This is a genomic window from Streptomyces sp. NPDC060366, from assembly GCF_042725135.1.
Classification (GTDB): Bacteria; Actinomycetota; Actinomycetes; order Streptomycetales; family Streptomycetaceae; genus Streptomyces.
The window spans coordinates 34,853-58,798 of sequence record NZ_JBHXDC010000028.1 but is presented as its reverse complement, the minus strand read 5'-3'; the positions used below and the strand labels follow the sequence as shown (position 1 = coordinate 58,798).

16 protein-coding genes and 1 tRNA gene are annotated in these 23,946 nt (G+C 69.5%); 12 read left to right on the top strand and 5 right to left on the bottom strand.

Annotated features, from left to right (window positions below; all coding sequences use genetic code 11):
- The first annotated feature begins 301 nt into the window (after positions 1 to 301).
- The gene (locus ACFWHU_RS36210) at positions 302 to 2,566 is read left to right on the top strand and encodes an MMPL family transporter (RefSeq protein WP_387230385.1); all 2,265 of its coding nucleotides are present in this window, start codon (positions 302 to 304) and stop codon (positions 2,564 to 2,566) included.
- Between the two features lie 243 nt (positions 2,567 to 2,809).
- On the opposite strand, the gene ACFWHU_RS36205 is transcribed toward ACFWHU_RS36210, so the two are convergent.
- Positions 2,810 to 4,726, bottom strand: a complete 1,917-nt coding sequence (locus ACFWHU_RS36205) for a BTAD domain-containing putative transcriptional regulator (protein WP_387230383.1) — start codon at positions 4,724 to 4,726, stop codon at positions 2,810 to 2,812.
- Between the two features lie 462 nt (positions 4,727 to 5,188).
- The gene (locus ACFWHU_RS36200) at positions 5,189 to 5,548 is read right to left on the bottom strand and encodes a DoxX family protein (RefSeq protein WP_387230381.1); all 360 of its coding nucleotides are present in this window, start codon (positions 5,546 to 5,548) and stop codon (positions 5,189 to 5,191) included.
- Between the two features lie 254 nt (positions 5,549 to 5,802).
- Between ACFWHU_RS36200 and ACFWHU_RS36195 the strand changes: the two genes are divergently transcribed.
- The 3 genes from ACFWHU_RS36195 (at position 5,803) to ACFWHU_RS36185 (ending at position 11,577) form a co-directional block, all read left to right on the top strand.
- Positions 5,803 to 5,875, top strand: a tRNA-Arg gene (locus ACFWHU_RS36195).
- Between the two features lie 408 nt (positions 5,876 to 6,283).
- Positions 6,284 to 9,058, top strand: coding sequence for an FxSxx-COOH system tetratricopeptide repeat protein (gene fxsT / locus ACFWHU_RS36190; RefSeq protein WP_387230400.1), 2,775 nt, complete (start codon positions 6,284 to 6,286; stop codon positions 9,056 to 9,058).
- Positions 9,059 to 9,519: 461 nt separating this feature from the next.
- The gene (locus tag ACFWHU_RS36185) at positions 9,520 to 11,577 is read left to right on the top strand and encodes a serine/threonine protein kinase (protein WP_387230379.1); all 2,058 of its coding nucleotides are present in this window, start codon (positions 9,520 to 9,522) and stop codon (positions 11,575 to 11,577) included.
- A 30-nt stretch (positions 11,578 to 11,607) separates the two neighbouring features.
- On the opposite strand, the gene ACFWHU_RS36180 is transcribed toward ACFWHU_RS36185, so the two are convergent.
- Positions 11,608 to 12,060 (bottom strand): CBS domain-containing protein, encoded by a 453-nt coding sequence (locus ACFWHU_RS36180; protein ID WP_387230377.1) that lies wholly within the window; start codon positions 12,058 to 12,060, stop codon positions 11,608 to 11,610.
- 244 nt (positions 12,061 to 12,304) lie between these two features.
- Here ACFWHU_RS36180 and ACFWHU_RS36175 point away from each other — a divergent pair, with 244 nt between their 5' ends.
- Positions 12,305 to 13,675 (top strand): phosphoribosyltransferase family protein, encoded by a 1,371-nt coding sequence (locus ACFWHU_RS36175; protein ID WP_387230375.1) that lies wholly within the window; start codon positions 12,305 to 12,307, stop codon positions 13,673 to 13,675.
- A gap of 251 nt (positions 13,676 to 13,926) precedes the next feature.
- Here the strand turns inward: ACFWHU_RS36175 and ACFWHU_RS36170 are convergent, their stop codons facing one another.
- Positions 13,927 to 14,364 carry a hypothetical protein gene (locus ACFWHU_RS36170; RefSeq protein ID WP_387230373.1) on the bottom strand — a complete coding sequence of 146 codons (438 nt, stop codon included), beginning with the start codon at positions 14,362 to 14,364 and terminating at the stop codon, positions 13,927 to 13,929.
- 8 nt (positions 14,365 to 14,372) lie between these two features.
- Positions 14,373 to 15,311: a helix-turn-helix domain-containing protein gene (locus ACFWHU_RS36165; protein ID WP_387230371.1), complete on the bottom strand. Its 939-nt coding sequence runs from the start codon at positions 15,309 to 15,311 to the stop codon at positions 14,373 to 14,375.
- Between the two features lie 148 nt (positions 15,312 to 15,459).
- Here ACFWHU_RS36165 and ACFWHU_RS36160 point away from each other — a divergent pair, with 148 nt between their 5' ends.
- The 7 genes from ACFWHU_RS36160 to ACFWHU_RS36130 all read left to right on the top strand — a co-directional run bounded on the left by ACFWHU_RS36160 (position 15,460) and on the right by ACFWHU_RS36130 (position 23,857).
- On the top strand, positions 15,460 to 16,854 hold the full coding sequence (locus tag ACFWHU_RS36160; protein ID WP_387230369.1) for an MFS transporter: 1,395 nt from the start codon (positions 15,460 to 15,462) through the stop codon (positions 16,852 to 16,854).
- A 299-nt stretch (positions 16,855 to 17,153) separates the two neighbouring features.
- Positions 17,154 to 18,857, top strand: a complete 1,704-nt coding sequence (locus ACFWHU_RS36155) for a hypothetical protein (RefSeq protein ID WP_387230367.1) — start codon at positions 17,154 to 17,156, stop codon at positions 18,855 to 18,857.
- Positions 18,858 to 19,636: 779 nt separating this feature from the next.
- The gene (locus tag ACFWHU_RS36150; protein WP_385793877.1) at positions 19,637 to 21,781 is read left to right on the top strand and encodes an ATP-binding protein; all 2,145 of its coding nucleotides are present in this window, start codon (positions 19,637 to 19,639) and stop codon (positions 21,779 to 21,781) included.
- 91 nt (positions 21,782 to 21,872) lie between these two features.
- Positions 21,873 to 22,262: a roadblock/LC7 domain-containing protein gene (locus tag ACFWHU_RS36145; RefSeq protein ID WP_385793879.1), complete on the top strand. Its 390-nt coding sequence runs from the start codon at positions 21,873 to 21,875 to the stop codon at positions 22,260 to 22,262.
- Between the two features lie 98 nt (positions 22,263 to 22,360).
- A complete protein-coding gene (locus ACFWHU_RS36140) occupies positions 22,361 to 22,639 on the top strand; it encodes a DUF742 domain-containing protein (RefSeq protein ID WP_335755266.1) in 279 nt (92 codons plus the stop codon).
- On the top strand, positions 22,629 to 23,279 hold the full coding sequence (locus ACFWHU_RS36135; RefSeq protein ID WP_387230364.1) for an ATP/GTP-binding protein: 651 nt from the start codon (positions 22,629 to 22,631) through the stop codon (positions 23,277 to 23,279). The genes ACFWHU_RS36140 and ACFWHU_RS36135 overlap by 11 nt, the downstream gene beginning before the upstream one ends.
- Positions 23,276 to 23,857, top strand: coding sequence for a GAF domain-containing protein (locus ACFWHU_RS36130; protein ID WP_385793884.1), 582 nt, complete (start codon positions 23,276 to 23,278; stop codon positions 23,855 to 23,857). The genes ACFWHU_RS36135 and ACFWHU_RS36130 overlap by 4 nt, the downstream gene beginning before the upstream one ends.
- Positions 23,858 to 23,946: the final 89 nt, after the last annotated feature.

Genomic DNA, 23,946 nt, shown 5'->3' with positions numbered 1-23,946 from the left:
TCATTGTGCGCATTCACGCGCTGGTGGACCGTAGTCGGGGAGCATGCTGCCCAACCGTCGTTCCGGCCGCCCCGACCACCCCGCGGTGGGCCCGGCCGGACGGGGCTCGAACGGCCGGGTGCGAAGGGGCCGGGCGCGAAGGGCCCGACCGTGCCCGACGCGCCCGCCCCGGACGCTCAACCGGGCGCGCCGCGCGAGGGGTTGTCATTGCCAGTGGGCTCGCGCGCTCCCTACCTTGATCGTGTGAACGGGATCGACACGCCGCCCCCAGAATCGGCGTTCCCCCTCGAAAGGTTGCCGAATGTTCGCCTCACTGGCCAGATTCACCACACACCGCAGCAGGCTGGTCCTCTATCTCTCCGGTGTGCTCCTGGTGCTCGCGGGAGCGCTGGGCGGTGGCGTGATATCGACTCTCTCCGCCGGTGGATTCACCGACAGTTCGACCGAGTCCGCGCGGACGGCCGAGGTCCTGGACGGACGGTTCGGTTCGGGTGCCCCCAATCTGACCCTGCTGGTCTCGGACAAGCGCGGCGTCGACGATCCGGCCGTGGGCGCGGCCGGTGAGCGTCTCACCGAGCGCATCGGCGCCGAGAAGGGTGTCGAACAGGCCCTGTCCTACTGGACGTTGGGCAAGGCCCCGGCCTTGCGCGGCGAGGGCGGGAACAGCGCCCTGATCCTCGTACGGATCACCGGCGACGAGGACCAGGTGCAGAAGACGCTGGAGCGGATCCAGCCGGAGTACGACACCGAGGTGGAGGGTCTCGACACCCGCGTGGGCGGCGTCGCGGTCGCCAACAAGGAGATCACGGACACCACCCAGGACGACCTCCTCCTGATCGAGATGGTCACCTTCCCGGTCCTGCTGGTCGTGATGCTGTTCGTCTTCCGCGGTGTGGTCGCCGCGCTGGTGCCACTGATGGTCGCCGGACTGACCATCGTGTCCGTACTTCTGACGCTCCGTATCCTCACGCTGTTCATGGACGTCTCGGTGCTCGCCACCAACGTCGCGACCGGCCTCGGACTCGGACTGGCGATCGACTACGGACTCATCCTCCTCAAGCGCTACCGGGAGGAGTTGCACGGCGGCGCGGACACGGACACTGCCATCGCGACCGCGCTGCGCACCGCGGGCCGTACCGTCCTGTTCTCCGCGGTGACGGTGGCGCTCGCGCTCGCGGGCCTGCTGGTCTTCCCGTTCTACTTCCTGCGGTCCTTCGCGTACGCGGGCATCCCGACCGCCCTGCTGGCGGCGATCGTCTCCATCACCTTCCTGCCCGCCCTGCTGAAGGCGCTCGGCCCGCGGATCGACAAGGGACGTATCCGCGTCCTGAACCGCGGCAAGGAGGAGAAGCCCCCGAAGCCGGAGGCGGAGCGATTCTGGTACCGCCTCGCGACGACCGTGATGCGCTTCCCGATCCCGGTCGCGGTCGCGGTGATCGGTCTGCTGCTCTTCCTCGGCTCACCGTTCCTGAACCTGCACATGAGCCTCGCCGACGACCGCGTACTGCCGGCCGACACCCAGTCGCGGCAGATCAGCGACATCGTGCGCAAGGACTTCAGCGCACAGGAGTCGCAGGCGCTGAACGTGGTGCTGAACGACGCCCCGCCGACCGGGGAGCGTTCGATCGACACGTACGCGCAGAAGCTCTCCACGCTCGGCAATGTGGCGCGGGTCGACAGCGAGGCCGGTTCCTTCGCGGCCGGTGAGCAGGTCGCACCGCCCGGACCGGGCTCCGACCGCTTCAGCGCGGACAGCAGCACGTATCTCTCGGTGATCCCCAAGAGCGAGTCGCTGAGCGAGGAGGGTGAGCGCCTCGTCGAGGACATCCGGTCGACCGAGGCACCGTACGACGTCCAGGTCGGCGGCCCGGCCGCGGAGTTGGTGGACTCGCTGGACTCCATGTACGACCGGCTGCCGCTGGCGCTCGCGATCATCGGCATCACGACGTTCGTCCTGCTGTTCCTGTTCACCGGGTCCCTGGTACTGCCGTTGAAGGCGCTCGTCCTCAACTGCCTCAGTCTCAGCGCCACGTTCGGTGTGCTGGTGTGGGGCTTCCAGGACGGTCATCTGGAGGGATTCGTCGGCGACTTCACGGTCACCGACACGATCACCTGGACCGTGCCGGTGCTGCTGTTCTGCATCGCGTTCGGCATGTCGATGGACTACGAGGTCTTCCTGCTCTCCCGTATCAAGGAGGAGTGGGACCGCTCGGGCGACAACCAACTCGCCGTGGCGCGCGGGCTGGAGCGCACCGGTGCGATGGTGACCGCCGCGGCGGGACTGATCGCCATCGTGTGGCTGGGCTTCGTCCTGTCGGGGATCTCGTACCTCAAGGCCATCGGTCTGGGCCTGGCGGTCGCGGTCCTGATGGACGCGACGCTCGTACGCGGCGCGCTGGTCCCCGCGTTCATGCGCCTCGCGGGGCGCGCCAACTGGTGGGCGCCGGGGCCGCTGGCCCGCTTCCACCGCCGCTTCGGACTGCGTGAGGCACCGGACGAGCAGTCGGGCACGCCGGGGTCGCCGGGCACGCCCGACGAGAAGGCGACGCGCGAGAGCGTGCACTGAGCGGATTCACCGATGCCGGTGTCACCGATCGCCGGTTGTCACCGACGCCGGTGCTCTCGATCGCCGGTGTCCTCGATCGCCGGGCGGGCGTTTCAAGCCCGTCCGGCGATCGAGGGCAAGCGCGGCCGGGACAGCTCGGCCGACGGGGCGAGCGCGGCCGCGGGCAAGCGCCGAAGGCAGGCGCGGCCGACGAGTCGCGCGACCCGGCACCCGCTCCCGTCGCCGAACGGGACGGGAGCGGGTTCACCCGGCCGGTGTCAGGACGGACGTGAAGCACGGTACGGGTGACTGCCCCGCCCGTGACGGCGTCCCCGACATCAGCCGCAGCTCCGCGACCGCCATGTCCGGCGCCTGGGCCTGTGTACGGGCGACGAGCCGGATCAGTTCCGGCATGCGGTAGACCGTCGCGGCGCCCGGCGCCGATTCGGCGACCTCCACCACGTGGTGGTCCAGGAGCCGGCCCACCAGGAGTTCGGCCGCCCAGGTGTCCATCGCCAGGGCGCGCGCGGCACGGGGGATGTCGAACGGGACCTCCCCGGCGCGGGCCAGACAGGCCAGTGCCTGGCCGTCCGGCGTGGCGAGCCGGGCGCACGAGCCAGCCATCCGACCCCGGACGTCGAGCGAGCCGCTGCCCAGCTCGGCCAGCCGGTGGTGCTCCGGGGCCAACCGGGCGGCGAGTTCGGTGACGGACCACATCCGGCGGGCCGCCAGCTTCTCCCCCGCCGCCCGTACGCCGAGCGCGCGGTTGCCGGTCAGGCGTACGACCTGCCGGGCGGCGGCGACGTCCGCGCCGATACGGTCCACCCCGGCGAGCGAGGCGAGCAGTTCGACGGCGTCGTCCGTCTCCATGGGTCCCAGCTCGACGTTGGCCGCGCCGGGCAGACCCGGCAGCCGTACGCGCGAGGTGACGAGAACCGCGCTGCGCGAGCCGCCGGGGAGCAGCGGCACGACCTGTTCGGGGCCGAACGCGTCGTCCAGGACCAGCAGCAGACTCCGGTCCGCGCTCCAGCTTCGGAAGATCCGGGCCAACTCGTCTATCTGTTCCGGCAGTTCATCCATCCGCATGCCGATGTCACGCAGCAGGGAGCGCAGCGCCGCCGCGGGGTCGGTCGGCCGGTCGTTCTCGTCGTGGAGCCGTACGTGGAACTGCCCGTCCGCGAAGTGTTCGCGCAGCAGATGCGCGGCCCGGACGGTCACGGTGCTCTTGCCCGAACCGGCGCCGCCGAGGACGGTCACGATCTGAGGAGCCGTCAGTAAAGATCCGCAGCCCGACCGGGCATGCGTGACGATATGTGCCAGCTCCGCCCGCCGGCCCACGAAATCGGGTGTGTCGGACGGCAGTTGGGCGATGACCTCGCGACGGGGCCGGACGTCGGCGGCGGGCGGGGTGGCAGTCCGTACGACCGCCTGCCTGCCCGGAACCAGTTCCAGCGACGGCGCTTCGTTGAGCACGTCGCGCTGGAGCCGCTGGAGCCGGTGCGAGGGCTCGATGCCCAACTCCTCGACCAGGTCCCGGCGGAGCTGCCCGAAGGTCTCCAGCGCGGTGCCGCGCTGGCCCGACCGGTACGCCGCGAGCATGAGCTGGGCGGCGAACTCCTCGTTCAGCGGGTGGTCGGCGGTGAGCTGCCGCAGTTCGGCCATCAGCCGGTGGTGCCGGCCGAGCCGCAGATCGGCCTCGACCCGCAGCTCCAGGGCGCCGAGGCGGGTGTCCGCCAGCTGCGAGATACGGGCTGCCAGCGCCGGGCCGGTCTCGATGTCGGCGAACGCGTCGCCGCGCCAGAGGGCGAGCCCGACACGCAAGGTGCGGGCCGCGCTCTCGGGGTCGCCGTCGCCCAGGTCGGCGCGCGCCCGCGCGAGATGTCCCTCGAACTGCCACAGGTCCAGCTCGTCGGGCGCGAGCCTGATCCGGTAGCCGTTCGGGCAGGTCTCCACCCGCTCCCCGGGGCCGCCCGCGCCCGCGGAGTGCGGTGCCTTGCGGAGCTGGTACACGTAGGTCTGGATGGTCTTACGGGCCAGCCTGGGCGGCTCGCCGTCCCAGAGTTCGTCGATGAGTGTGGACGTCCGTACCTGTTCGTTGGCGTGGAGCAGCAGTGCCGCGAGCAGCCGCCGGGCCATCGGAGCGGACGGCGTACGGTCCCCTCCCTGACCGCTGATCTCCATCGGCCCGAGGATCCGGATACGCAGTGGGTGGTTGCCGTCCGGATGAGAGCCGTCCAGGTGGGAGCCGGAACGGTGAGCGCTTTCGGTCGCCGAGTGCGTCAAGACCTGTCGTGTCCTTTCGGATCGTCTCCTCGGGACGCCGTGAAAACGCTCAGCCCGAAACGACCGCCCGAATACCGGCGGCGGCGGCTGCCACGCGCGAACTGCTTCCCCGTGCCCCGTTGATCTCTGACTCCGCTGAACCCTCCACGTCACGACGCCGAGCTGGAGCCTCACGCCGGTTCGGCGAGGCTCGGTGTGGCGGCCGTGAAGGTGAAGTGCTTTCTGCTGTAGAGTTTTTGATGATCTCTGCTGTCAAACGGAGTGTCAACAGCCTTCCAGGGCAGACGGGTTCCCTCACGCCCGGCCCTCACACCCGCTCAACGGCCCCCGTTTTCGGAGTGTCCCTCCAGACTTCCGCCCCTACAGGCCGAAGCTGTACAGGGCGACCAGCACACAGATGACGAGCATGCCCGCCGCGTTGAGAAACAGGTTGCGGCCGAAGTCCCGTGCCCGGACATGCGTGAAGATCGCCAAAAGAAAATAAAGAACGAGCGCCCACACGGTGACCACCCCGAGCCAGGGCACCCACACCCCGACGACGAGCCCCGCGGCGGCGGCGAACTTCACGGGCGGGGTGACCCACCACCACGCCCGCGGAAACCCCACCCCCTCGAAGCACTCCCGCACGAACCGGACGGGCCCGAGACAGAGAACCCCGTCACCGACCTGGACCAGCGCCAGAACGACAACGGGCCACACGGGATCGGGCAGGGCTCTCATCACCCCTCGCAACGGCCCCAACCCCTCGCGGGTTGCGGCCCCGGCCCCCGACTCCCCCTGATCGAGCGACACGGCCCCCGACCCCGGCCCCAAGATCCTCAAGCCCTCCCCTGCCGAGCCTCGGGCCCCGCGGCAACCGCTACACTGACGTGTGGCGCACCGCTACGGCGGAGCACCGCACGGATGTCTGGAACCCTCAGGGGCCGAGGTCCACCCCACTGGGGCGGATCACCAGCACTCTTCGCACAAGCCCCGCCTCCGTAGCTCAGGGGATAGAGCACCGCTCTCCTAAAGCGGGTGTCGCAGGTTCGAATCCTGCCGGGGGCACAGTTCAGAGGCCGATCACCTCCGGATTTCCGGGAGGTGATCGGCCTTTTGACGGCAGTCCCGCTTGGGCAGCAGGAAGACGACGCTTGAGCAGACGGCGCATGTGGCTGATCGAGACTCCCGCTGGGTGACGTGACGAACGCGGGTATAGACGTTCATCGTGATGCCGATCCGGGGGGTGACCGAGGATCACCACGATCGTCTCGGCGCAGCTCGGTTGTCCACAGGTCGCCTCAGCTCTCGGACTCTTCGGGGGCTCGGATAGGCGCCGATTCGTCGGCGGCTGGGGCATTGTGCTCCCTCTTCCTGCCAACGGGATCTCGGCGTTCTCCACCCCGCCCTTCGCTGTACGCGAGATCATGGCCCCGTGGTCCATGTAAGAAGCGTCAGGGGATTCGGGGGTCAATGGTGACCGATACCACGCAACGGTTCTTCGTCAGCTACGCGGGCCCTGATCGGGCCTGGGCGGAGTGGGTCGGCTGGCAGCTCAAACGGGCCGGACACCAGGTCGAGCTGGACCGTTGGGATTGGCAGACCGGTGACGACTTCGTCCAGAAGATGAATCTCGCTCTCGACGGGGCCGACGCGGTGGTGGCTCTGTTCTCCAAGAACTACTTCACCACTGAGCGATGGACTCGGGACGAGTGGTCGGCCACCGTGGCCACACGGGGACGGCTCGTTCCGGTAGCGATCGAAGCCCTGTCTGACGATGACGTCCCCGCTCTCCTGAGGAATAGGCTGTACCAGGGTCTCCACGGGCTGGACGAGCCCGCCGCCACTGCCGCCCTGCTCGAAGCCGTCCATGGACCGGTTCCGCCTGTTGGTCCGGTCGCCTTCCCTGGCGCCGTATCGCCCAATTCGGATACGGAACCTGACCCACACCGCCCCAGGCTGCCCAGCAGCGTAGGCCTGCCCAAGGTGTGGAGCGTCCGTCGTCGCAACCCCGACTTCTCCGGCCGCGAGGCTGAAATGGCCGGGCTTCGTGCCGGGCTGTTCAGCGGACACCAAGCCGTGGTCCAGGTGCTTCACGGCATGGGCGGCATTGGAAAGACGCAGATCGTCTTGGAATACGCCCACCGATTCGCCAGCCAGTACGATCTCGTGTGGTGGATCGATGCCGAACAGGCCGATCAGTTGGCCGTCCGCTATACGGAGCTTGCCGACCGGATAGGCATCGCCAAATCCGGCGCCGGCTCCGAGGCCAACGCTCGTGCTCTTCTCCAACATCTGCGGACCCGACACCGCTGGCTTCTCATTCTCGACAACGCTGACCAGCCCGATCAGGTCGAGCCCTGGCTCCCCGAGGGCCCCGGCCACACTGTGATCACCTCGCGCAACCCCGACTGGCATGGGATCGCCCACCAGAGCGACCTAGACGTGTTCACTCGTGCCGACTCCAATGCCTACCTCAAGAGTCGTATCCCGGGAATCACCACAGGGCAGGCCGATCTCCTGGCACGAGACCTCGGCGACCTTCCGCTCGCCCTCGCCCAAGCTGCGGGAGTCCTGCGTAGCGGCATGTCGCTGGACCGTTACCGTCAGCTCCTGACCACCAACACCGCACGACTCATGCAGGAGAGCGACGTCCGCGACTACCCCGCGCCGCTGGCCGCGACGGTCAACATCGCCGCCACCCGCCTCACGGACGACGGCCACCCAGATGCCACCGCTCTGCTCCGCCTGGGCGCCTTCCTCGGCCCCGATCCCATCCCCACCGCATGGCTGGAAACAGTTCGCCCCCGACTGACTACCATTCCCGGCGACCCAGACGACCCGATGTGGCTGCGCAACGCCCTCCAGCATCTCGGCCGCTTCGGACTGGCCCGCACCGACTTCGACACCTTCCAAATTCACCGCCTCACCCAAGCCATCCTCCGCACCCAGCCCAGCCCTGACCACGCCGCAGCGATCTGCGACGACGTCACCACTGCCCTTGCGGCGGTCAACCCTGGCGACCCGCAAGTTCCGGCCGACTGGCCGACGTGGGCCTCCCTCACCGCCCACCTCGCCACACCTCACGTCACCACCGCAGTCGCCGGCCAACCTGATCTGCGCGCCACGCTCTTGAAAGCTGCTCACTTCCTCATCCGCAGCGGTCTACCACGCGCCGCCCACGGCCTCGCCACAACGCTGCATGAGCCATGGAGCACTGATCTGGGGCCGGATCACCCCGACACCCTCACCTGTGCGCAGTATCTGGCGCATGCGAGCGTGGACCTTGGCAACTACGCCAAAGCCCGCTCCATCATTGAGGACACATACGTCCGTCGTCGCCGCATCCTGGGTGAGGACCATCCCGACACCCTGCACTCCGCCAACGACTCAGGCACCACATTGGCTTACTTAGGGGAGTACGTCGAGGCCCGCCGCATGCACGAGGACGCGCTCGCTCGCCGCCGCCGCGTCCTGGGTGAAGACCATCCCGACACCCTCAGCTCCACCAGCAACGTCGCCGCCACTTTCAGCGAACTGGGGGAGTACGCCGAGGCCCGCCGCATGCACGAGGACGCGCTCGCTCGCCGCCGCCGCGTCCTGGGTGAAGACCATCCCGACACCCTCAGCTCCACCAGCAACCTCGCCAGCACCTTGCACGCCTTGGGAAAGCATGCCGAGGCCCACCGCATGCACGAGGACACGCTCGCTCGCCGCCGCCGCGTCCTGGATGAGGACCATCCCGACACCCTCAACTCCGTAGGCAACCTCGCCGGCACCCTGTATGCCTTGGGAAAGTATGCGGAGGCCCGCCCCATGGAGGAGGACGTACTCGCTCGCCGCCGCCGCCTTCTGGGTGAAGACCATCCCGACACCCTCAACTCCGCCAGCAACCTCGCCAGCACCTTGCACGCCTTGGGAAAGCATGCCGAGGCCCGCCAGATGCACGAGGACACGCTCGCTCGCCGCCGCCGCGTCCTGGGTGAAGACCATCCCGACACCCTCGACTCGGCCAACAGCGTTGGTACCGTCCTGCACTCTCTCCGCCTGTACCAGGAGGCCGTCGAACTTCTGCAAGATGCACGCGCCCGCTACCTACGCGTACATGGTGCGAAGCATCCAGGAACCACGCAGGTCACCCGGAATCTTGCCGCTTTGCTGAACACAATGGGAAGGACGCATGAAGCTCAACAGCTGACAGGCCGGAAGACGAACAAGGGCAAGCGCCGCTTCGGCCGCAAGCGGCGATAACGTCGCATAGTCAGTGTCTCGCTGGGCGACAACGCCAGAACAGGGGCGGGCAACCACACACACCTGCGGTCCACTGCTTCAGAAGGTAGACACAGCGGGGGCCGGGCACTACCCAGGCCACCCTGGGACGAAGTGGTTGCGACGGCAAACTTTTCGCCAACGCCAGCAGGCTGCATCGGCCTTGGGCGCCTCCCCGGGTGTCTGCCTCAGCCCCGATGCCGTCGCGGCAGTCGAAGAGGCCCGGGAGTCCCACCTTCGGCGGGCGCAGTCCCCGCGAGCCGGGGTGATCGTCTCGTCGTACGGGCGTGGGCGTGCCCGGCATACGGACTTCCCCAACTCACCCTGTCGTGACACCGTTTGAGCACGGGATCGCTGGAGTTCGCGGAGCGCGGTGCGCGGAGTGGGCGGGGCGCGTGTGGATGGCGGCACTGACGGGGGACGCGCATGGGGAGTGATGCCGCATGGCCGGAATGAAGTTCTATTCGCTTGAATCCAGTGATCCGCGGCGGCTCGGGCCCTACCGGTTGTTGCGGCGGATCGCCACCGGTGGGATGGGGCGGATCTATCTCGCGCGGCGGGAGGAGGCCGCGGTGGGCGGCGGGCCCACCGGGACCGTGGTGGGGCATCCTCTGGTCGCCGTCAAGACGCTGCTCGCCGAGGGGTTCGTCAGCAGGCCGGACCGGGAGCGGTTCGCCCGTGAGGTGGAGTTGGCCGGGCGCGTCGAGAGCGCGTCCACCGCGAAGGTCCTGGAGTCCGACGCGACGGCGAAGCGCCCGTGGCTGGCCATCGAGTTCATTCCGGCGCCCAGCCTCGCCGAACTCATCACCGAAGCCGGGACGTTGCATGTCGACGCCGTGCGATGGATCGCGGCCGAGGCCGCGCGTGCGCTGGTCGAACTGCACGGCACGGGAGTCGTCCACCGGGACGTCAAACCCCAGAACATCCTGCTGACCGGGGACGGGCCCCGTCTCATCGACTTCGGCATCTCGCACGCCCACGACCACACCAGCTCCGCGACGACGATCGGCACTTTCCCGTTCACGTCGCCGGAGCAGGCGTCCGGCAGGAAGTCCACCGCCGCGTCCGACATGTACTCGCTGGGAGCGACACTCTTCTTCCTCGCGGTCGGCCGCCCGCCGTACGAGCAGACCGACCACTCCATCGGGCTCCTGGCGCTCGTCCAGCGCGCCGAGATCGACACGGACGGGCTGCCTCCTCAACTGAGGCCGCTGATCCTCCCGTTGCTGGAGGCCGAGCCCGGGGAGCGGCCCGCGCCCGACGACGTCATGCGGCGCTGTCTGCGCGACCTCGGCCCGCTGACGGCGACCCGGAAGGCCGCCCGGTGGCTGCCGGTGGAGTGGACCGAGCTCATCGAGGAGTACGCGGAGCAGGGGCGCCAACTACATGACGGCGCGGTCGACTTCGATGCCGCCGACGCACGGACGCGGGTGCGCTCCGAGGGCGGCCGGGAGAGTTCGGACGACGCCGTCGACGTGATGCGCGAACAGTTGGAGGCCCTGCGCAAGCAGCGGGACGCCCTGGCGCAGGCGCAGGCCGAGGAGCGGGCGGAGGCGGAAGAGCGGGAACGTCGGCGCCTTGAGGATGAGCGCAGGCGCGGGGAGCAGGCACGCAAGGCGGCGGAACGGGCGGAGAAGGAGCGCAAGGAAAAGGAACGGAAGGAGAAAGAGCGGAAGGAGCGCGAGCGCCTGGCGCGGGCTCGGACCCAGGCCTCCGCACAGCGCACCCCGTCGACTCCGAAGACATCGAACAGCTCCGACGGCTGGGGCGGCCTGCTCGTGGGCGCGATCATCATCGGGCTCCTGATCTGGCAGCCCTGGAACCAAGAGGATGACGACAGCCCGGTGAGCAACCCCCGGCCGACGTACAGCTCCGGCCTGACCAGCGGTGGCAGCGGCGGCGACACCTCGTCCGGCTCCGGCGGCTCGGAGGGCGACTACGAGACCGAACCGGAACCGGAACAGGAACCGGAGCCCGAACCGGAACCTGAACCCGAGCCCGACCCCACCGAGGATGCCTTCAAGGCCGTCTCGGTCGGGGACTGCCTGGACGTCTTCGACACCGGGTACGGCGGCGAGGAGAAGTACGACTGGAGCGAGGAGGAGCCGAACACGACGCCCTGCGCCGACTCACGAGTACGCGTCTACGGCACCAGCGACGACTGCGAGAGCGCACAGGACCAGGCCACCTGGTCGTACTACTCCAGCAGCAGCGGCGAGCGGACCGCGCTCTGCCTCGAAGGCCAGTACCACAACGGCGACTGCCTGCTCGCCGACAACAACGGCGGCTCCGCCAGCGTCGCGCTGCTGTCGTCCGTGAACTGCACGGACAGGAAGGTTCCCCGCGCGTACAACGACATCTTCGTCATCACGGCCATCTACCGGGCCACGGCGAGCACCACCACCGAGGACTGTCGCACCGGGCAGTACGACAGGAACACCTACTGGTCCCAGGAGGTGGACGACGGCGCGACGATGCTCTGTCTGAAGGCGTACGACTGAGCCCGGCCCGGAGGATGACCGCGGTGCCGGTCAGCGACGCGGCCCAGTCGCCACGGGCGGGCCGGGCGGCTCCGCGAGGACGCTCCACGCGACCGGCCCCAGGAGGTCGGCCAGTCGCTCGAAGACGTCCAGGAGCAGGTCGTCGACGGTCAGCATCCCCGCCGGTCGGCCGTCGTCCAGGACCGGCAGCCGGCGCACCCCGGCGCGGCGGAAGGTCCGATACGCCACGTGTACGTCGTCGGTCGCGTCCACCGTGACGACCCGAGCCGACATGACGGCCTCCACCGGCGTCTCCCCGTCGAGTCCGTGGCCCAGCCCGCGTACCGCGAGATCACGGTCGGTGACGATTCCGCGCAGAGTGTCGTCCTCGGTTACGAGGAGGGATCCGATACCGCCCTCGGCCATCCGCCGGACCGCCTCGGCCAGCGAGGAGTCCGGAGTGACCGTCTCCGGCGGAGAAGTCATCACTTCCGAGACTTTCATCGGCCGTCTCCTTGGGAGAGGGGGAATCGCCCCCCTTAGCGCTGTCCCCATCAGTTCACTGTGTGCCCCGCACGCACGCTTGAGCCGAACAGGACCGCTTCGGCGGCCGAAGGTCCCACGCCACATCGCGGCGCACGGTCCCTGTCGCGGCGCGCGTCCCTCACCCAAATGGACGATGATAGACGTAACGGAACATTCCTCGCGCCGCTCGTTCGCGTTCCTCTCGAGGCAAGGAGGTCGAGCCGTGTTGTTCATGGATCGCCGGGATGCCGGCCGGCAGCTGGCCGGTTCTCTGAGACATCTCGAGGGCACCGAAGTCGTGGTCGTGGGTCTGCCCCGTGGAGGGGTTCCGGTCGCCGCGGCGGTCGCCGAGGCACTGAACGCGCCCCTGGACGTCTGTCTTGTGCGCAAGCTGGGCGTGCCGTTCCACTCGGAGCTGGGGATGGGCGCGATCGGCGAGGGCGGCGTCCGCGTGATCAACGACGACGTGGTGCGTATGACGGGCGTCACCGAGGACGAGCTCGCCGGTGTCGAGGCCCATGAGCGGGAGGTCCTGGACAGCCGCGCCCGCCGGTACCGGGGCGGACGTGCGCCGATCGGGCTGGAGGGGCGCACGGTACTGGTGGTCGACGACGGGGTGGCCACGGGGTCGACGGCGCGTGCCGCCTGCCGGATCGCTCGCGCCCGGGGGGCGGCACGGATCGTGCTGGCCGTCCCCGTGGCACCGCGAGACTGGACCGAACGGATGGGCTCCGACGCCGACGACTACGTATGCCCCTACACCCCGCGGGACTTCTACGCGATCGGACAGTTCTACGTCGACTTCGCCCAGACCGACGACGACGAGGTCGTCGCCTGCCTGGCGGAGGCGGGCGATCGCCCGGCGGGCAGCCGGCGGACTCGATCGGGCCCCGCGCTCGACGGCGATCGGAAAACGTACGAAGAGGCGGACAACGTGGCAGGCAGAGACGCGTACATACAGCTCGGCAGTGCGACGCTTCGCGGGCGACTGACCGTGCCCGAGGGCGCCGCCGGGGTCGTCGTCTTCGCGCATGGCAGTGGCAGCAGTCGGCACAGCCCGCGCAACCGTTTCGTCGCGGCCGGCCTGAACCGGGCCGGGCTCGGCACCCTGCTGTTCGACCTGCTCACGGAGGAGGAAGAGGCGGACCGGGCCAACGTCTTCGACACCGGGCTGCTGGCCGGGCGGCTCACCGATGCCACCGGCTGGCTGCGCGAACAGCCCGAATGCGAGGGGCTGGCCGTGGGGTACTTCGGCGCCAGCACCGGCGCCGGCGCCGCGCTGTGGTCGGCCGCCGAGCCCGATGCCCGTATCGCCGCCGTGGTCTCGCGGGGCGGCAGGCCCGACCTGGCCGGGCCTCGGTTGCCGGAGGTGACCGCGCCCACGCTGCTGGTCGTCGGTGGCGACGATCTCCAGGTGCTCGACCTCAATCGCGCGGCCCAGTCCCGGCTGCACTGCGAGAACCGGCTCGCGGTCGTTCCCGGCGCCACCCACCTCTTCGATGAGACCGGCGCGCTGGAGAGGGTCACCGAACTGGCCGGTGCCTGGTTCACGGACCACATGACCCCGGCCGCTCACGCGACGGCGGGCTTCTGACCCGCCTTTCACCGGACGGGGCCTGTGACCCGCCCTTCGCCGGACGGAGGCCCGTGACCCGCCCGTCCACCGGAGATGATCGGCCCTCGGACCGCCCCGCCCTTCGCCGGACATCGCCGACGGACGGACCGACCCACCCTTCCGCCGGACGTGGTCGGCGCGCAGACGGCGACGCCCCCGCCCCCGCCGGTCCGCCGGTCCACCGGTCCACCGGTCCGCCGGCCCACCGGCCCACCGGCCGTAGATCTCGTCTACCGGCCGTAGATGTGCGCCCGCACCAAAGGGTCGTTCTCCAGGATGAAGTCCGAGACCTGCCAGAACTCTTTCAGCCGAGGGTGCCGCAGAGCGTTCTCGCGGTCGAGCTTGAGGCCGAAGAGCGGGCCGTCCGGGTGTGCCAGGCCGGCGGTCACCAGGGTGGAGGCCGGGGTGGTCTGGCCAGCCACCGGGCCGACGCGGCAGGCGAAGGCGATGTGGTCACCCCAGCTGTCCGGTCCTTCACCCCACGTACCGAAGATCACGTCTATCCACGCGTCGTGATCCTGATTCGTGTGGTGGTAGCAGTTCGCGAAGTACACGGCGTGTGGAGCGCCGTCGGCATGGATGAAGTCCCACGCCCGCTCGACAAGCGCGTCGCAGCAGTCGCACGTGAACTCGCGGGTCCGGCGGTCCGGGCCGAAGGTCAGCATCATGCCGGACATCATGGCGGATATGGCGATCGGTGCTCGTGGCGGTCGGAGGTCGTCGGCCTCGGCGGCCCCCAGCTCGTCAGCAGGCGAAGGTTCTCGGCCGCCGACGAGCCCGACGCCGCGTGGTGGATCGTGAGGGTTTGGTCGGAGCCGTCCGGGAGTTGAAGGGTTTCGAACGACAGCGTCAGGGCGCCGACCAGCGGGTGGTGGAGCTGGGTGGTGCCGTGGTGGTGTTCCTTGATGTCGTGGTGGGACCAGAGGCGGCGGAAGTCGTCGCTCCTGGTGGAGAGTTCGGTCACCAGTGACAGCAGCCGCGGGTCGTCCGGGCGGCAGGCGGCGTGTACGCGCAGGGCTCCCACCGCGCCGGCGGCCTCGGTCTCCCAGTCGTCGAACAGCCTGCGGGAGCCGGGCGACAGAAAAAGCAGGCGTGCCCAGTTCCGTTCGCGCGGGGGCAGTTGGTCCCAGTCACCGAAGAGGGCCGCCGCCGTGCGGTTCCACGCCAGGAGGTCGGAGCGCCAGCCCGTGACGTACGCCGGTACGCCGTCCAGGGACGTCAGCATCTCCCGCAGCGCCGGGCGCACCCGCTCCCGCGCGGGTGACGGCGGGGTGTGTCTGTTCGTCCGATGGCACTTGGCCAGCCGGGTGAGGTGGTCGTGTTCGGCTTCCGTCAGCCGCAGGGCGCGGGAGATCGCGCCCAGGACCTCCGCCGACACGTTGTGACCCCTGCCCTGTTCGAGGCGGGTGAGATACGCGACCGACACCCCGGCGAGCTGCGCCAGCTCCTCGCGCCGCAGGCCGGGGACCCGGCGGTACCTCCCGTACAGCGGCAGGCCCACGTCCTGCGGCCTCAGCCGCCCCCGGCGGGTGCGCAGGAACGCGCCGATCTCGGCGTGGGGGTCGAACACCCGACCGCCGCCGTCTGTCTCCACCGCCGTCTCCCGAGCGTCCATAGCTCCCGACGGTACGCCCGGAACGGGATTCGAACCTGTTCCTGTCAGTAGCAGGAACAGGCGGCGCACGTACGGCAGGGGGCTGGCCGGTCTCCGGCCCGCCGGTGAGGCTCGCGGCATCCATCAGCAGCCGTGAGGGGACACACCCATGTCAGAGAGCCCGGCCACGAGTGAACAACAGCCACAGGAGGACTCCCGGCTCTGGCCCGCACGGCTGTGGATCTCGCTCATGATCTTCAGCGGGGTGATCCTGCTCGACGGGCTCGACATCTCGATGATCGTCGTCGCGATCCCGGAGATCCAGCGCGAGCTGGGCATGACCACCGCCACCGCGCAGTGGCTGGTCAGCGCGTACATCCTGGCCTTCGGCAGCTTCCTGCTGCTGGGCGGGCGGGTCGCCGATCTCTTCGGCAGGCGGCGGGTGCTGGTGCTCTCGATGGCCGCGTTCGCCGTCGTGTCGCTGTTCGGCGCGCTCGCCGACGACGGGGCGCTGCTCATCGTCTCGCGCTTCGTCAAGGGAATGGCGGCGGGCTTCGCCGCACCGGCCGCCATGTCGCTGCTCACCACGACCTTCCGCGAAGGCCCCGAGCGCAACAAGGCGTTCGGGATCTTCAACGTCTTCGAAGCGTCCGGATACTCATCCGGGCTGCTCGTCGGCGGTCTGCTGGCCGGGCTGAACTGGCGGTCCATCTTCATCCTGCCGATCCCGCTCTCCGTACTGCTGCTGATCGGCGCGCTGCGCTTCCTGCCGCCGGACCCGCCCCCTACGGCACGCCCACGGCTCGACATCGGCGGCGCCGTGACCCTGCTCGCCGGCATGCTGCTCCTCGTCTTCACCGTGGTCTCGGCGGCGGACGCCGGCTGGTCGTCGTGGCGGACGCTCGGTGGGATCGCCCTGTCCGGGCTGCTGCTCGCGGGATTCGTCGCGATCGAGCGCACGGTGAAGGAGCCGCTGATCCGGCTGGGCATCTTCCGTAACCGGGGTCTGGTGACCGCCAACATCAGCATCGCCCTGCTGTACGGGGGTGCCATGGGCTTCCAGTTCGTGCTGGCCCTGTACTTGCAGGACCTTCAGGGCTGGCGGCCGTGGCAGATGGCACTGGTCCTCCTGCCCGCCGGGCTCATGGTGGTCGTCATCGGGCCCAAGCTCGGCGCGCTGATGAACAGGTTCGGCGTGCGCAGGGTGCTGATGGCCGGGCTGGTGGCCTTTCTGCCCTGCTATCTGCTGTTTCTGCGCATCGGTCCGGAGCCGGACCTGTGGACCGTTCTGCTGCCCGCCTCACTGCTGTGGGGTGTGGGCTTCGCACTCAGCATCGCGACGCTGATGGTCGCGGGCACCAACGGGGTGCCCGACGAGGAGCAGGGGCTCGCCGCGGGCATGCTCAACAGTTCGCTCCAGGTCGGCGGAGCCGTCGGCCTCGCCGTCGTCACGGCTGCGATCATGCCCGGCAAGGAGCTGTCCATGCTCCGGCCGGGATTGGTGGTCATCCTGGCGTTCGGGGTCCTGACGATCCTGGCGCAGCTGCCGCGGAAGCGGAACTGACCTCGGGAAAGGGTCGCGGGAGGCGGGGGCGGCGGTACGGCGGCGGACCGGATCCGCCGCCTCCGGGGCCCCTGTCTCTCAACTGCGCTAATAGTGAGGGCTGTTGACTAACCGTGGATCCTCTGGCCAGGGTTCTGCTGGACAGCGGCGCGTACTCGGAGTGATCATGTGTCTGCCGAGACGCCAGAATTGGCATTTGCGACCGTGCGTACGACACCGTGAGGATGAGTCAGCTGGATGGAATTTCCGCTTCGACTATCTGACCGCACCGTTCTGGCTGCCCGAGGAGGGCTCGGCTCGTGACCCCTGAGGAGAACGAGTATCCGGTCGATCGCCGGCTCGATCACCCGGTCGATCGCGCGGTCGATCACCCCGCCAGTCATCCCGTCGACCGCTCCGTCGATCACTCCATGGATCACCCGGTCGACCACCCGGTCGAGAAGGCAGCCCCGAAGACCGCCGACCAGTCCGTCGAGAGACCCGCGGACCGGTCCGCCGGACACCCCGAACAGCGCCCGCCGACTCTGCTGCGGGTGCTGCTCGAACGGCTCAACTGGGCGAAATTCGCCGTCTTCGACGTGCAGTTCAGCCTCGCCGCGCGCCGGGCCGCGAAGGAGTACGGCAACAGCCGCGTCGGCAACGTCTCCGTCTCGCGCATCACCTTCAAGCGGTGGCTGGCCGGTACGCAGTCGCCTCAGGGCGACGCGGCCACCGTCCTCGCGTACATGCTCGGCGTCGAGGTGGACCTGCTGCTCCAGCGCGTGCCCAGCCGCGAGGTCGTCCCCGCGCGGCTGCCGCACGGATCGTCGCTCGCCACCGCCCGCTCGATGGACGCCCTGTGGTCCAGTTCCTCCCTCTCGCCGTCGGAGGCCGCGGCCGGCGCGGGCGGGCTCTGGTATCTGGACGGCATGCGGATCTTCGACGGTACGGCGGTGCCCGCCCAGATGTACGAGGCGACGTCGCAGGACGACGTGGTGGCGATCGCCGTGGAGGAGAATCCGCATCTACGCGCGTTCGTATCGCCCGCGCGACGGGCCCTGCTCATAGCCTCGCTCGGCGGCAGCGGGGGCGAGGGACTCTACGTACTGGACTCCGCCCGCGCGCGCTATCAGCTGGACGCGGATCCGCGCGGGACGCTGCCGATACCGAAGCCGTACCGGCTGGACGACCTGACGTTCGGCATCGTGTGGGCGATGCTCAACCTGGAGGACAGCCTCCTCGCGGACGACCACATTCTCGACAGTGAACGACGTGAGCTGGAAAGCCATTTAGCGATGCCTCGCTCGGCCGTGGCGCGGTCGGCGATGCCGGAGCTCTCCCGGGTGGGTGCCGCCTGGCTGGGCTCGTACTTCTGCACACTGCACATCGAGCGCCATCTCGGTGAGGCGGCGGAACCGCCTTTCTTCTGGACGCGTGAGCAGACGGGCGAGGAAGGCGCGGCCTGGCTTTTCTTCCGGCACAAGCACGAGCACCTCAGTCGTGCGGCGGCGCGGCGCGCCGATCCGTCCGTACGGCCGGGGCACGCGTTCTGCATACCGGAGAAGTCGGTCAAGGACAGCGAGCCGTACGAGCGGATCCTGCTGTTCCTCACCGTCGCCCTGATGGAGATGCACGGGCTGTCCGTGTGGATCTGCACCGAGGAGGAGTACTCGCAGATCGACGAATTCGTCCTGGCACCCGACGACCGGGTGATTGTGGCCAACTGGCTCCGCTCGGACGGGATCTGGCGTGTCGGCATTACGGATCAGCGGTCCCAGGTCCGTACGTACACCCAGGCGATCGACCACGCCCGCGCACACAGCGTGATCGACGGACCCACCTCCGCGTACCGGCTGCGGGCCCTGGCAGACTATTTGTCGATCGACTGGCCCTGGCTGCTGCGCCGGTGCCAGGAGCTGGGGGCGTACGGAAGTTCCGGCATGCTCCGGCCGCGCAGCCGGCTGCTCAGCATGGACCAGCTGGACGAGGTCCTGCGCTTCGTCGGCGAGTTCGATCCGAAGTGACGATCGAAGCGACGATCGAAGCGACGATCCGAGGGTGATCGGCCGTACCGAGTGACCCACATCACGGGCATCCGCGCTCAAATCAAGCTCTACTGCCGGATATTCACGGCCTCGCTCACGAATTCTCCGCGTTGTGAAGGTCAAGCATGATTGAAGTGCCTTGCCACTGGGCAGAGTTGAGTAGAGGATTGCGATGCACTCTTTGAGAGGTTGTTCCTCAAGTACTGCTCAAGTTCTCCTCACAAGTGGCCCCCATACCGATCGCCGCACCCCGCGAAAACGATCGTTTGGCGGTCGCATCGCCGTCGTGCCCTGCCGACGGCCTCTTTGCGTTCGAGCCAATAGCCGCTTTTGTGCGATTCACATTGTGAAGCCCATGGGGTCAAGCGACCGCTGAACGACCCCTTCCGCCCGTGGCGGCGAACGCGGCCACGCACCAAGCTTGTTATGGCTCTTAATGACGCTGGCATGTGCCTGTACCCGTCCAACTGCCCGTCTGTGAAGGCTCCTTAAACACATGGTCCGCTCCCTCGTGCTCGTTCCGCCGGCCCGGATTCATCGGCCGGCCGACGTGGCAGCTCCCGAGGGCGGCGGACGGAACGGCGAGCCGGGGGGCGTCTCGGAAGGCCCGTCGGGCCCGCGACGCCCGGCGTACGCCCACCCGGCACCCGCCCGAGCGGTACCCGCCCCACCGGCACACGCCCCTGGAGCCCCAAGCCGGCGCCGAAGCGCGGCCCATTCACCTTCATCCGCCGGTCCCCGTCGTACCGAGGACATTTATGCCTGAACTCTCCCCGCACGTCGCCCCTGCCGACCGTCGTAGCGGTCGGCGGCGCGGACGTTCCGCTCGGAAGAACCAGAACTCCGGGAACACGGCCCAGGCCCCCACCACGGCCAACCGGAACCTGGCCACCGAGAAGGGTCTGCGCTCACGGATCCGTTTTCTCGCCCTGCTGCCGGTGGCCACGGTCGTGGTGCTGGCCGCCGGCGCGTGGTCCACGTGGCACTTCGTCGGGAACGACGTGGCGACCTGGTCCGCCGTGGCCGCCGCCGCCGTCCTCGGCGTGGTCGCGACGGTCGCCGCCACCCGTAAGGCCGCCGCCGTCTCGGCCGCCGTGCACGAGCAGCGGGTCACCAACGCGACCTCCGCCCGCCAGTGGGTCGAGCGGTTCGAGGCCGTGACCACCGAGGGGCAGAAGAACATCGCCCGGCTGCTGGAGCAGATCAGCCGCGGCGAGCGTCCCCAGCTCCTGGAGCCGGCGCCCCACGCCGTCGCCCAGGGCAATCCGTTCGCGGACCTCGAGCAGACCCTGCGCCTCGCGCAGCACCAGGCGCTGGCCGCGGTCGCCGAGGCGGGCGCGCGCCAGCAGGTGGACGTGTTCGTCAACATCGCGCAGCGTCTGCACGCGCTGGTCAACCGCGCGCTGGCCCGGCTGGACGACCTGGAGAGCGAGGTCGAGGACCCGGACCTGCTCGGCGGTCTCTTCGGCGTCGACCACCTCGTCACCCAGTTCCGCCGCCAGGTGGAGAGCCTGGCCGTGATGGGCGGCGCGGTCCCCCGTCGTATCAACAAGCCCGTCCCGCTGCCGACCGTGCTGCGCCAGGGCGTCGCCGAGATCGAGCAGTACGCGCGTGTACGTGTCATCCAGCCGCCCGAGGGCACTCTGCCCGGTTACGCCGCGGCCGAGGTCATCCACCTGCTGGCCGAACTCGTCGAGAACGCCGCCCGGTTCTCCGCCCCGGAGACCCAGGTGACGCTGCGCGCCGAGCGTGTCCCGGCCGGTCTCGCGATCGAGATCGACGACCGCGGGCTGCCGATGGCGCCCGAGAAGCTGGAGCGGATGAACCGGCTGCTCACCAGGCCGGACCAGTTCGACATCCGCGAGCAGCTGGAGGACGGCCGGATCGGTCTGTTCGTGGTCGCGCAGATCGCGCGCAGGCACGATATCGACGTCGCGCTGCGCCGCAACATCTACGGCGGTACCCAGGCCATCGTCGTACTGCCGAGCGCGCTGCTCGACGCAGCCCCGCCGCCGCCCGTCCAGCGGCAGGCACCGGACCAGGAGCAGCGCCGCCAGCAGGAGCAGCGGGCGGAGCACGCGCAGCGTACGGGGCCGTCCACCGAGCCCACGTCGGGCGCGGCGTGGTCGGCCGCCCCGCAGGCCGCCCCGCAGGCACCCCAGCCGTCCCCCCAGCAGGCGCCTCAGCACACCCCCCAGCCGGCACCGCACCAGGTGCCGAATCAGGTTCCGAATCAGGTGCCGCACATTCCGAACCAGGTTCCGCACCACCCGCCGTACCAGGTCCCCCAGTCCACGTCCGACCACCGCAGCCCCCTGCCCGCCGAGGCCGGCGCCCTCGCCGCCCGTGGCGGTCGCGGTACGCACGGTGAGTCGCCGTCCGTACGCCGCATCGGCTCACCCAACGCCCACGCGGCCGCGACGGCGACTGCCTCGACCGGATCCAACGGCGCGGGCGAGGCCCCGGCCCCGCTCCCCCAGCGGCAGCCCACCGCGTACGGCGCGAGCAACGGCCAGCCCGGCGGCGGCCACAACTCCAGCCACAACGGGGGCCACCCGAACCCCGGTTACACCGGCGGCGGCCGGCACTCCGCCACCGCCCACCCCGACTCCGGCCAATCCAGTGCCGGCCGCTCCACCACCGGCTCTGCCGACGTCACACCCCCCGAGGTCCCCCGATCCACCCAGGCCTCAACCCCCAGCGACGCCACCAACTCCCCCGGTCGTCGGCCTACTCTCCCCCGGCGGAGCGAGACGTACCGCGGACCGGAGTTCCCGCGGCTCGCCGACGCCGACCGTGAGGTCGTCGCACCGAATCCGGATCTGATGGCTCGTTTCGCCTCAGGCATCAGGCTCGCCAGCTCGGAAGACGGCCCCCAGGGGCCCCCCGACCAGACGAGCTGACGCTGCCCGCGGCGGTCGCCCAACCACTTACGGAGTCACTCTCTTGCCAAACGAAGTTTTTTCGGCCCAGCAGCCCGATCTGGACTGGTTGATGGCTGATTTCATCAGGCGCGTCCCCGGAACGGAAGGCGCCGTCCTGGCTTCCAGTGACGGAGTGCGCAAGCATTCCTACGGTCTGAGCATCGACTCGGCGGACAAGCTGAGCGCGATCAGCACCGCGTTGTGCTCGCTGGCCGGCGGCGTCCGTGACATCAAGGGTCCCGCCGACGGCAGGGTCAGGCAGGTGGTGGTCGAGCACGACAACGGGCTGCTCTTCGTTTCCATGGCCGGCCCCGGGGCCGTGCTGGGTGTACTGGCTTCCGACACCGCCGATCTCGGCGCCGTCGGTTTCGAGATGGGGCAGCTGGTCAAGAGCGTGCCCGAGCACCTGAGTACGCCCCCGCGGCTGCGCCAGTCCTCCGTCGACGACCGGGTGCACTGATCATGGCGGCCTTAGACGGTACCCCCTGGGTGGACGACGATGAGCACGAGATTCGTCCATACGCCCTGACGGGTGGGCGAACGCGGCCCACGAACGAGATGAGTCTGTCGTCGCTCCTCAAGGCACGTGCCACGGCGCCGGAGGGCTACCTCAGCCCGGAGGCCGCGCACTGTCTCGCGCTCTGCCGCGGCGAGGCACGGTCGGTGGCCGAGGTCGCCGCCACCCTGGGCCAGCCGGTCCAGGTGGCGAAGATCCTGCTCTCCGACCTGCTGGACGAGGGTGCGTTGATCATGGCGATGCCCACGAGAACGGCCGACCCGAAAGATCCGAATCTGCTGGAGGCAGTGCTTGAGGGGCTACGAACCTATGTCGTCTGACGATCCCATCGCCCTGAAGATCGTGGTCGGTGGCGGCTTCGGCGTGGGCAAGACCACCATGATCGGCGCGGTCAGCGAGATCAAGCCGCTCTCGACGGAGGAGACCCTGACCTCGGCGAGCAGCGGGACGGGCACCGACCGGCTGGAGGGCATCGAGAACAAGGCCACCACCACGGTGGCCCTGGACTTCGGCCGGATCACCCTCCAGAAGCAGAACATGGTGCTGCTTCTGTTCGGCACTCCGGGACAGCAGCGGTTCTGGTTCACCTGGGACGATCTGTCGCTGGGCGCCATCGGGGCCGTCGTCCTGGCCGACACCCGCCGGCTGCTGGACTGCTTCGCCGCCGTCGAGTACTTCGAGAGCCGCGATGTGCCCTTCGTCGTCGCCGTCAACGAGTTCGACGCCGACGACGCCTACCGCTACAGCTCGGAAGAGGTCCGCGAGGCGCTCGAACTCAGGTCGGACGTACCGGTGTTGCTCTGCGACGCGCGCGATCCCGCGTCGGCGAAGCACGTGCTGGTCTCCCTCGTGAGTTACGCGCACTCGGTCTCGCTCCGCCGCACGCGGGAGCGGGCCGTCCACACGCCGCCCCCCGCATCACCCCTTCAGCACTCCAGCGATCTGGGAGCCACTTCATGACCTACGACACCGAAGCGGGCCTGCATCTCCCCGCGCCCGACATGGAATTGGCGCACCGCGAGGCCCGGCTGCGTGAACTGGGCCTCGGGGACATGCCCGACGCCGAGTTCGACGCGTTCGCGACACAGCTCGCCCAGGCGGCGGGCGCGCCGTACGCGATGGTCAACTTCATCACCGGCCACCAGTTCTTCGCCGGTCTGCACACGCCGTCCGCGGCCCAGTCGGGTCAGGGCGGTCCCGAGGCGGGCGGCAACCCCGAGGTGAGCCGGATCATGTCCCGGGACCACGGGTACTGCCCGGACGTCCTCAACCGCCGCAAGGCGCTGGTACTTCCGGACGTGTACGCGTATCCGCGGTTCGCCTCGAACGAGGTGGTGGACCTGATCGGTATCCGTACGTACGCGGGCGCCCCGCTCATCGACGAGCGCACCGACACGGTGCTGGGGACGGTCTGCTTCGTGGGTACGGACCCGCGTGGCAAGGAGACGGGCCGCGACACACTCCAGCTCATCAAGGAGAGCCGCGACCAGTTGATGCGTCTGATCTACCAGCGCACCGGTGGCGGTCCGCGCCCGTAACCGCCGCCGGCCTCGCCGGACGGGCCGGGGGGGGGGGCCCCCCCCCCCGGGCCCCGCCACACCCGAACAAACCCCCCCCAGCCCCCCCC

Excerpts from the sequence above, each read along its gene's own strand:
- ACFWHU_RS36170 (WP_387230373.1), bottom strand. The coding sequence starts at position 14,364 with ATGATGCTGACCTTCGGCCCGGACCGCCGGACCCGCGAGTTCACGTGC.
- ACFWHU_RS36185 (WP_387230379.1), top strand. The coding sequence starts at position 9,520 with ATGGCCGGAATGAAGTTCTATTCGCTTGAATCCAGTGATCCGCGGCGG.
- ACFWHU_RS36160 (WP_387230369.1), top strand. The coding sequence starts at position 15,460 with ATGTCAGAGAGCCCGGCCACGAGTGAACAACAGCCACAGGAGGACTCC.
- ACFWHU_RS36150 (WP_385793877.1), top strand. The coding sequence starts at position 19,637 with ATGCCTGAACTCTCCCCGCACGTCGCCCCTGCCGACCGTCGTAGCGGT.
- ACFWHU_RS36135 (WP_387230364.1), top strand. The coding sequence starts at position 22,629 with ATGTCGTCTGACGATCCCATCGCCCTGAAGATCGTGGTCGGTGGCGGC.
- ACFWHU_RS36180 (WP_387230377.1), bottom strand. The coding sequence starts at position 12,060 with ATGAAAGTCTCGGAAGTGATGACTTCTCCGCCGGAGACGGTCACTCCG.
- ACFWHU_RS36140 (WP_335755266.1), top strand. The coding sequence starts at position 22,361 with ATGAGTCTGTCGTCGCTCCTCAAGGCACGTGCCACGGCGCCGGAGGGC.
- ACFWHU_RS36205 (WP_387230383.1), bottom strand. The coding sequence starts at position 4,726 with ATGGAGATCAGCGGTCAGGGAGGGGACCGTACGCCGTCCGCTCCGATG.
- ACFWHU_RS36165 (WP_387230371.1), bottom strand. The coding sequence starts at position 15,311 with ATGGACGCTCGGGAGACGGCGGTGGAGACAGACGGCGGCGGTCGGGTG.
- ACFWHU_RS36130 (WP_385793884.1), top strand. The coding sequence starts at position 23,276 with ATGACCTACGACACCGAAGCGGGCCTGCATCTCCCCGCGCCCGACATG.
- ACFWHU_RS36145 (WP_385793879.1), top strand. The coding sequence starts at position 21,873 with ATGGCTGATTTCATCAGGCGCGTCCCCGGAACGGAAGGCGCCGTCCTG.
- ACFWHU_RS36210 (WP_387230385.1), top strand. The coding sequence starts at position 302 with ATGTTCGCCTCACTGGCCAGATTCACCACACACCGCAGCAGGCTGGTC.
- ACFWHU_RS36200 (WP_387230381.1), bottom strand. The coding sequence starts at position 5,548 with ATGAGAGCCCTGCCCGATCCCGTGTGGCCCGTTGTCGTTCTGGCGCTG.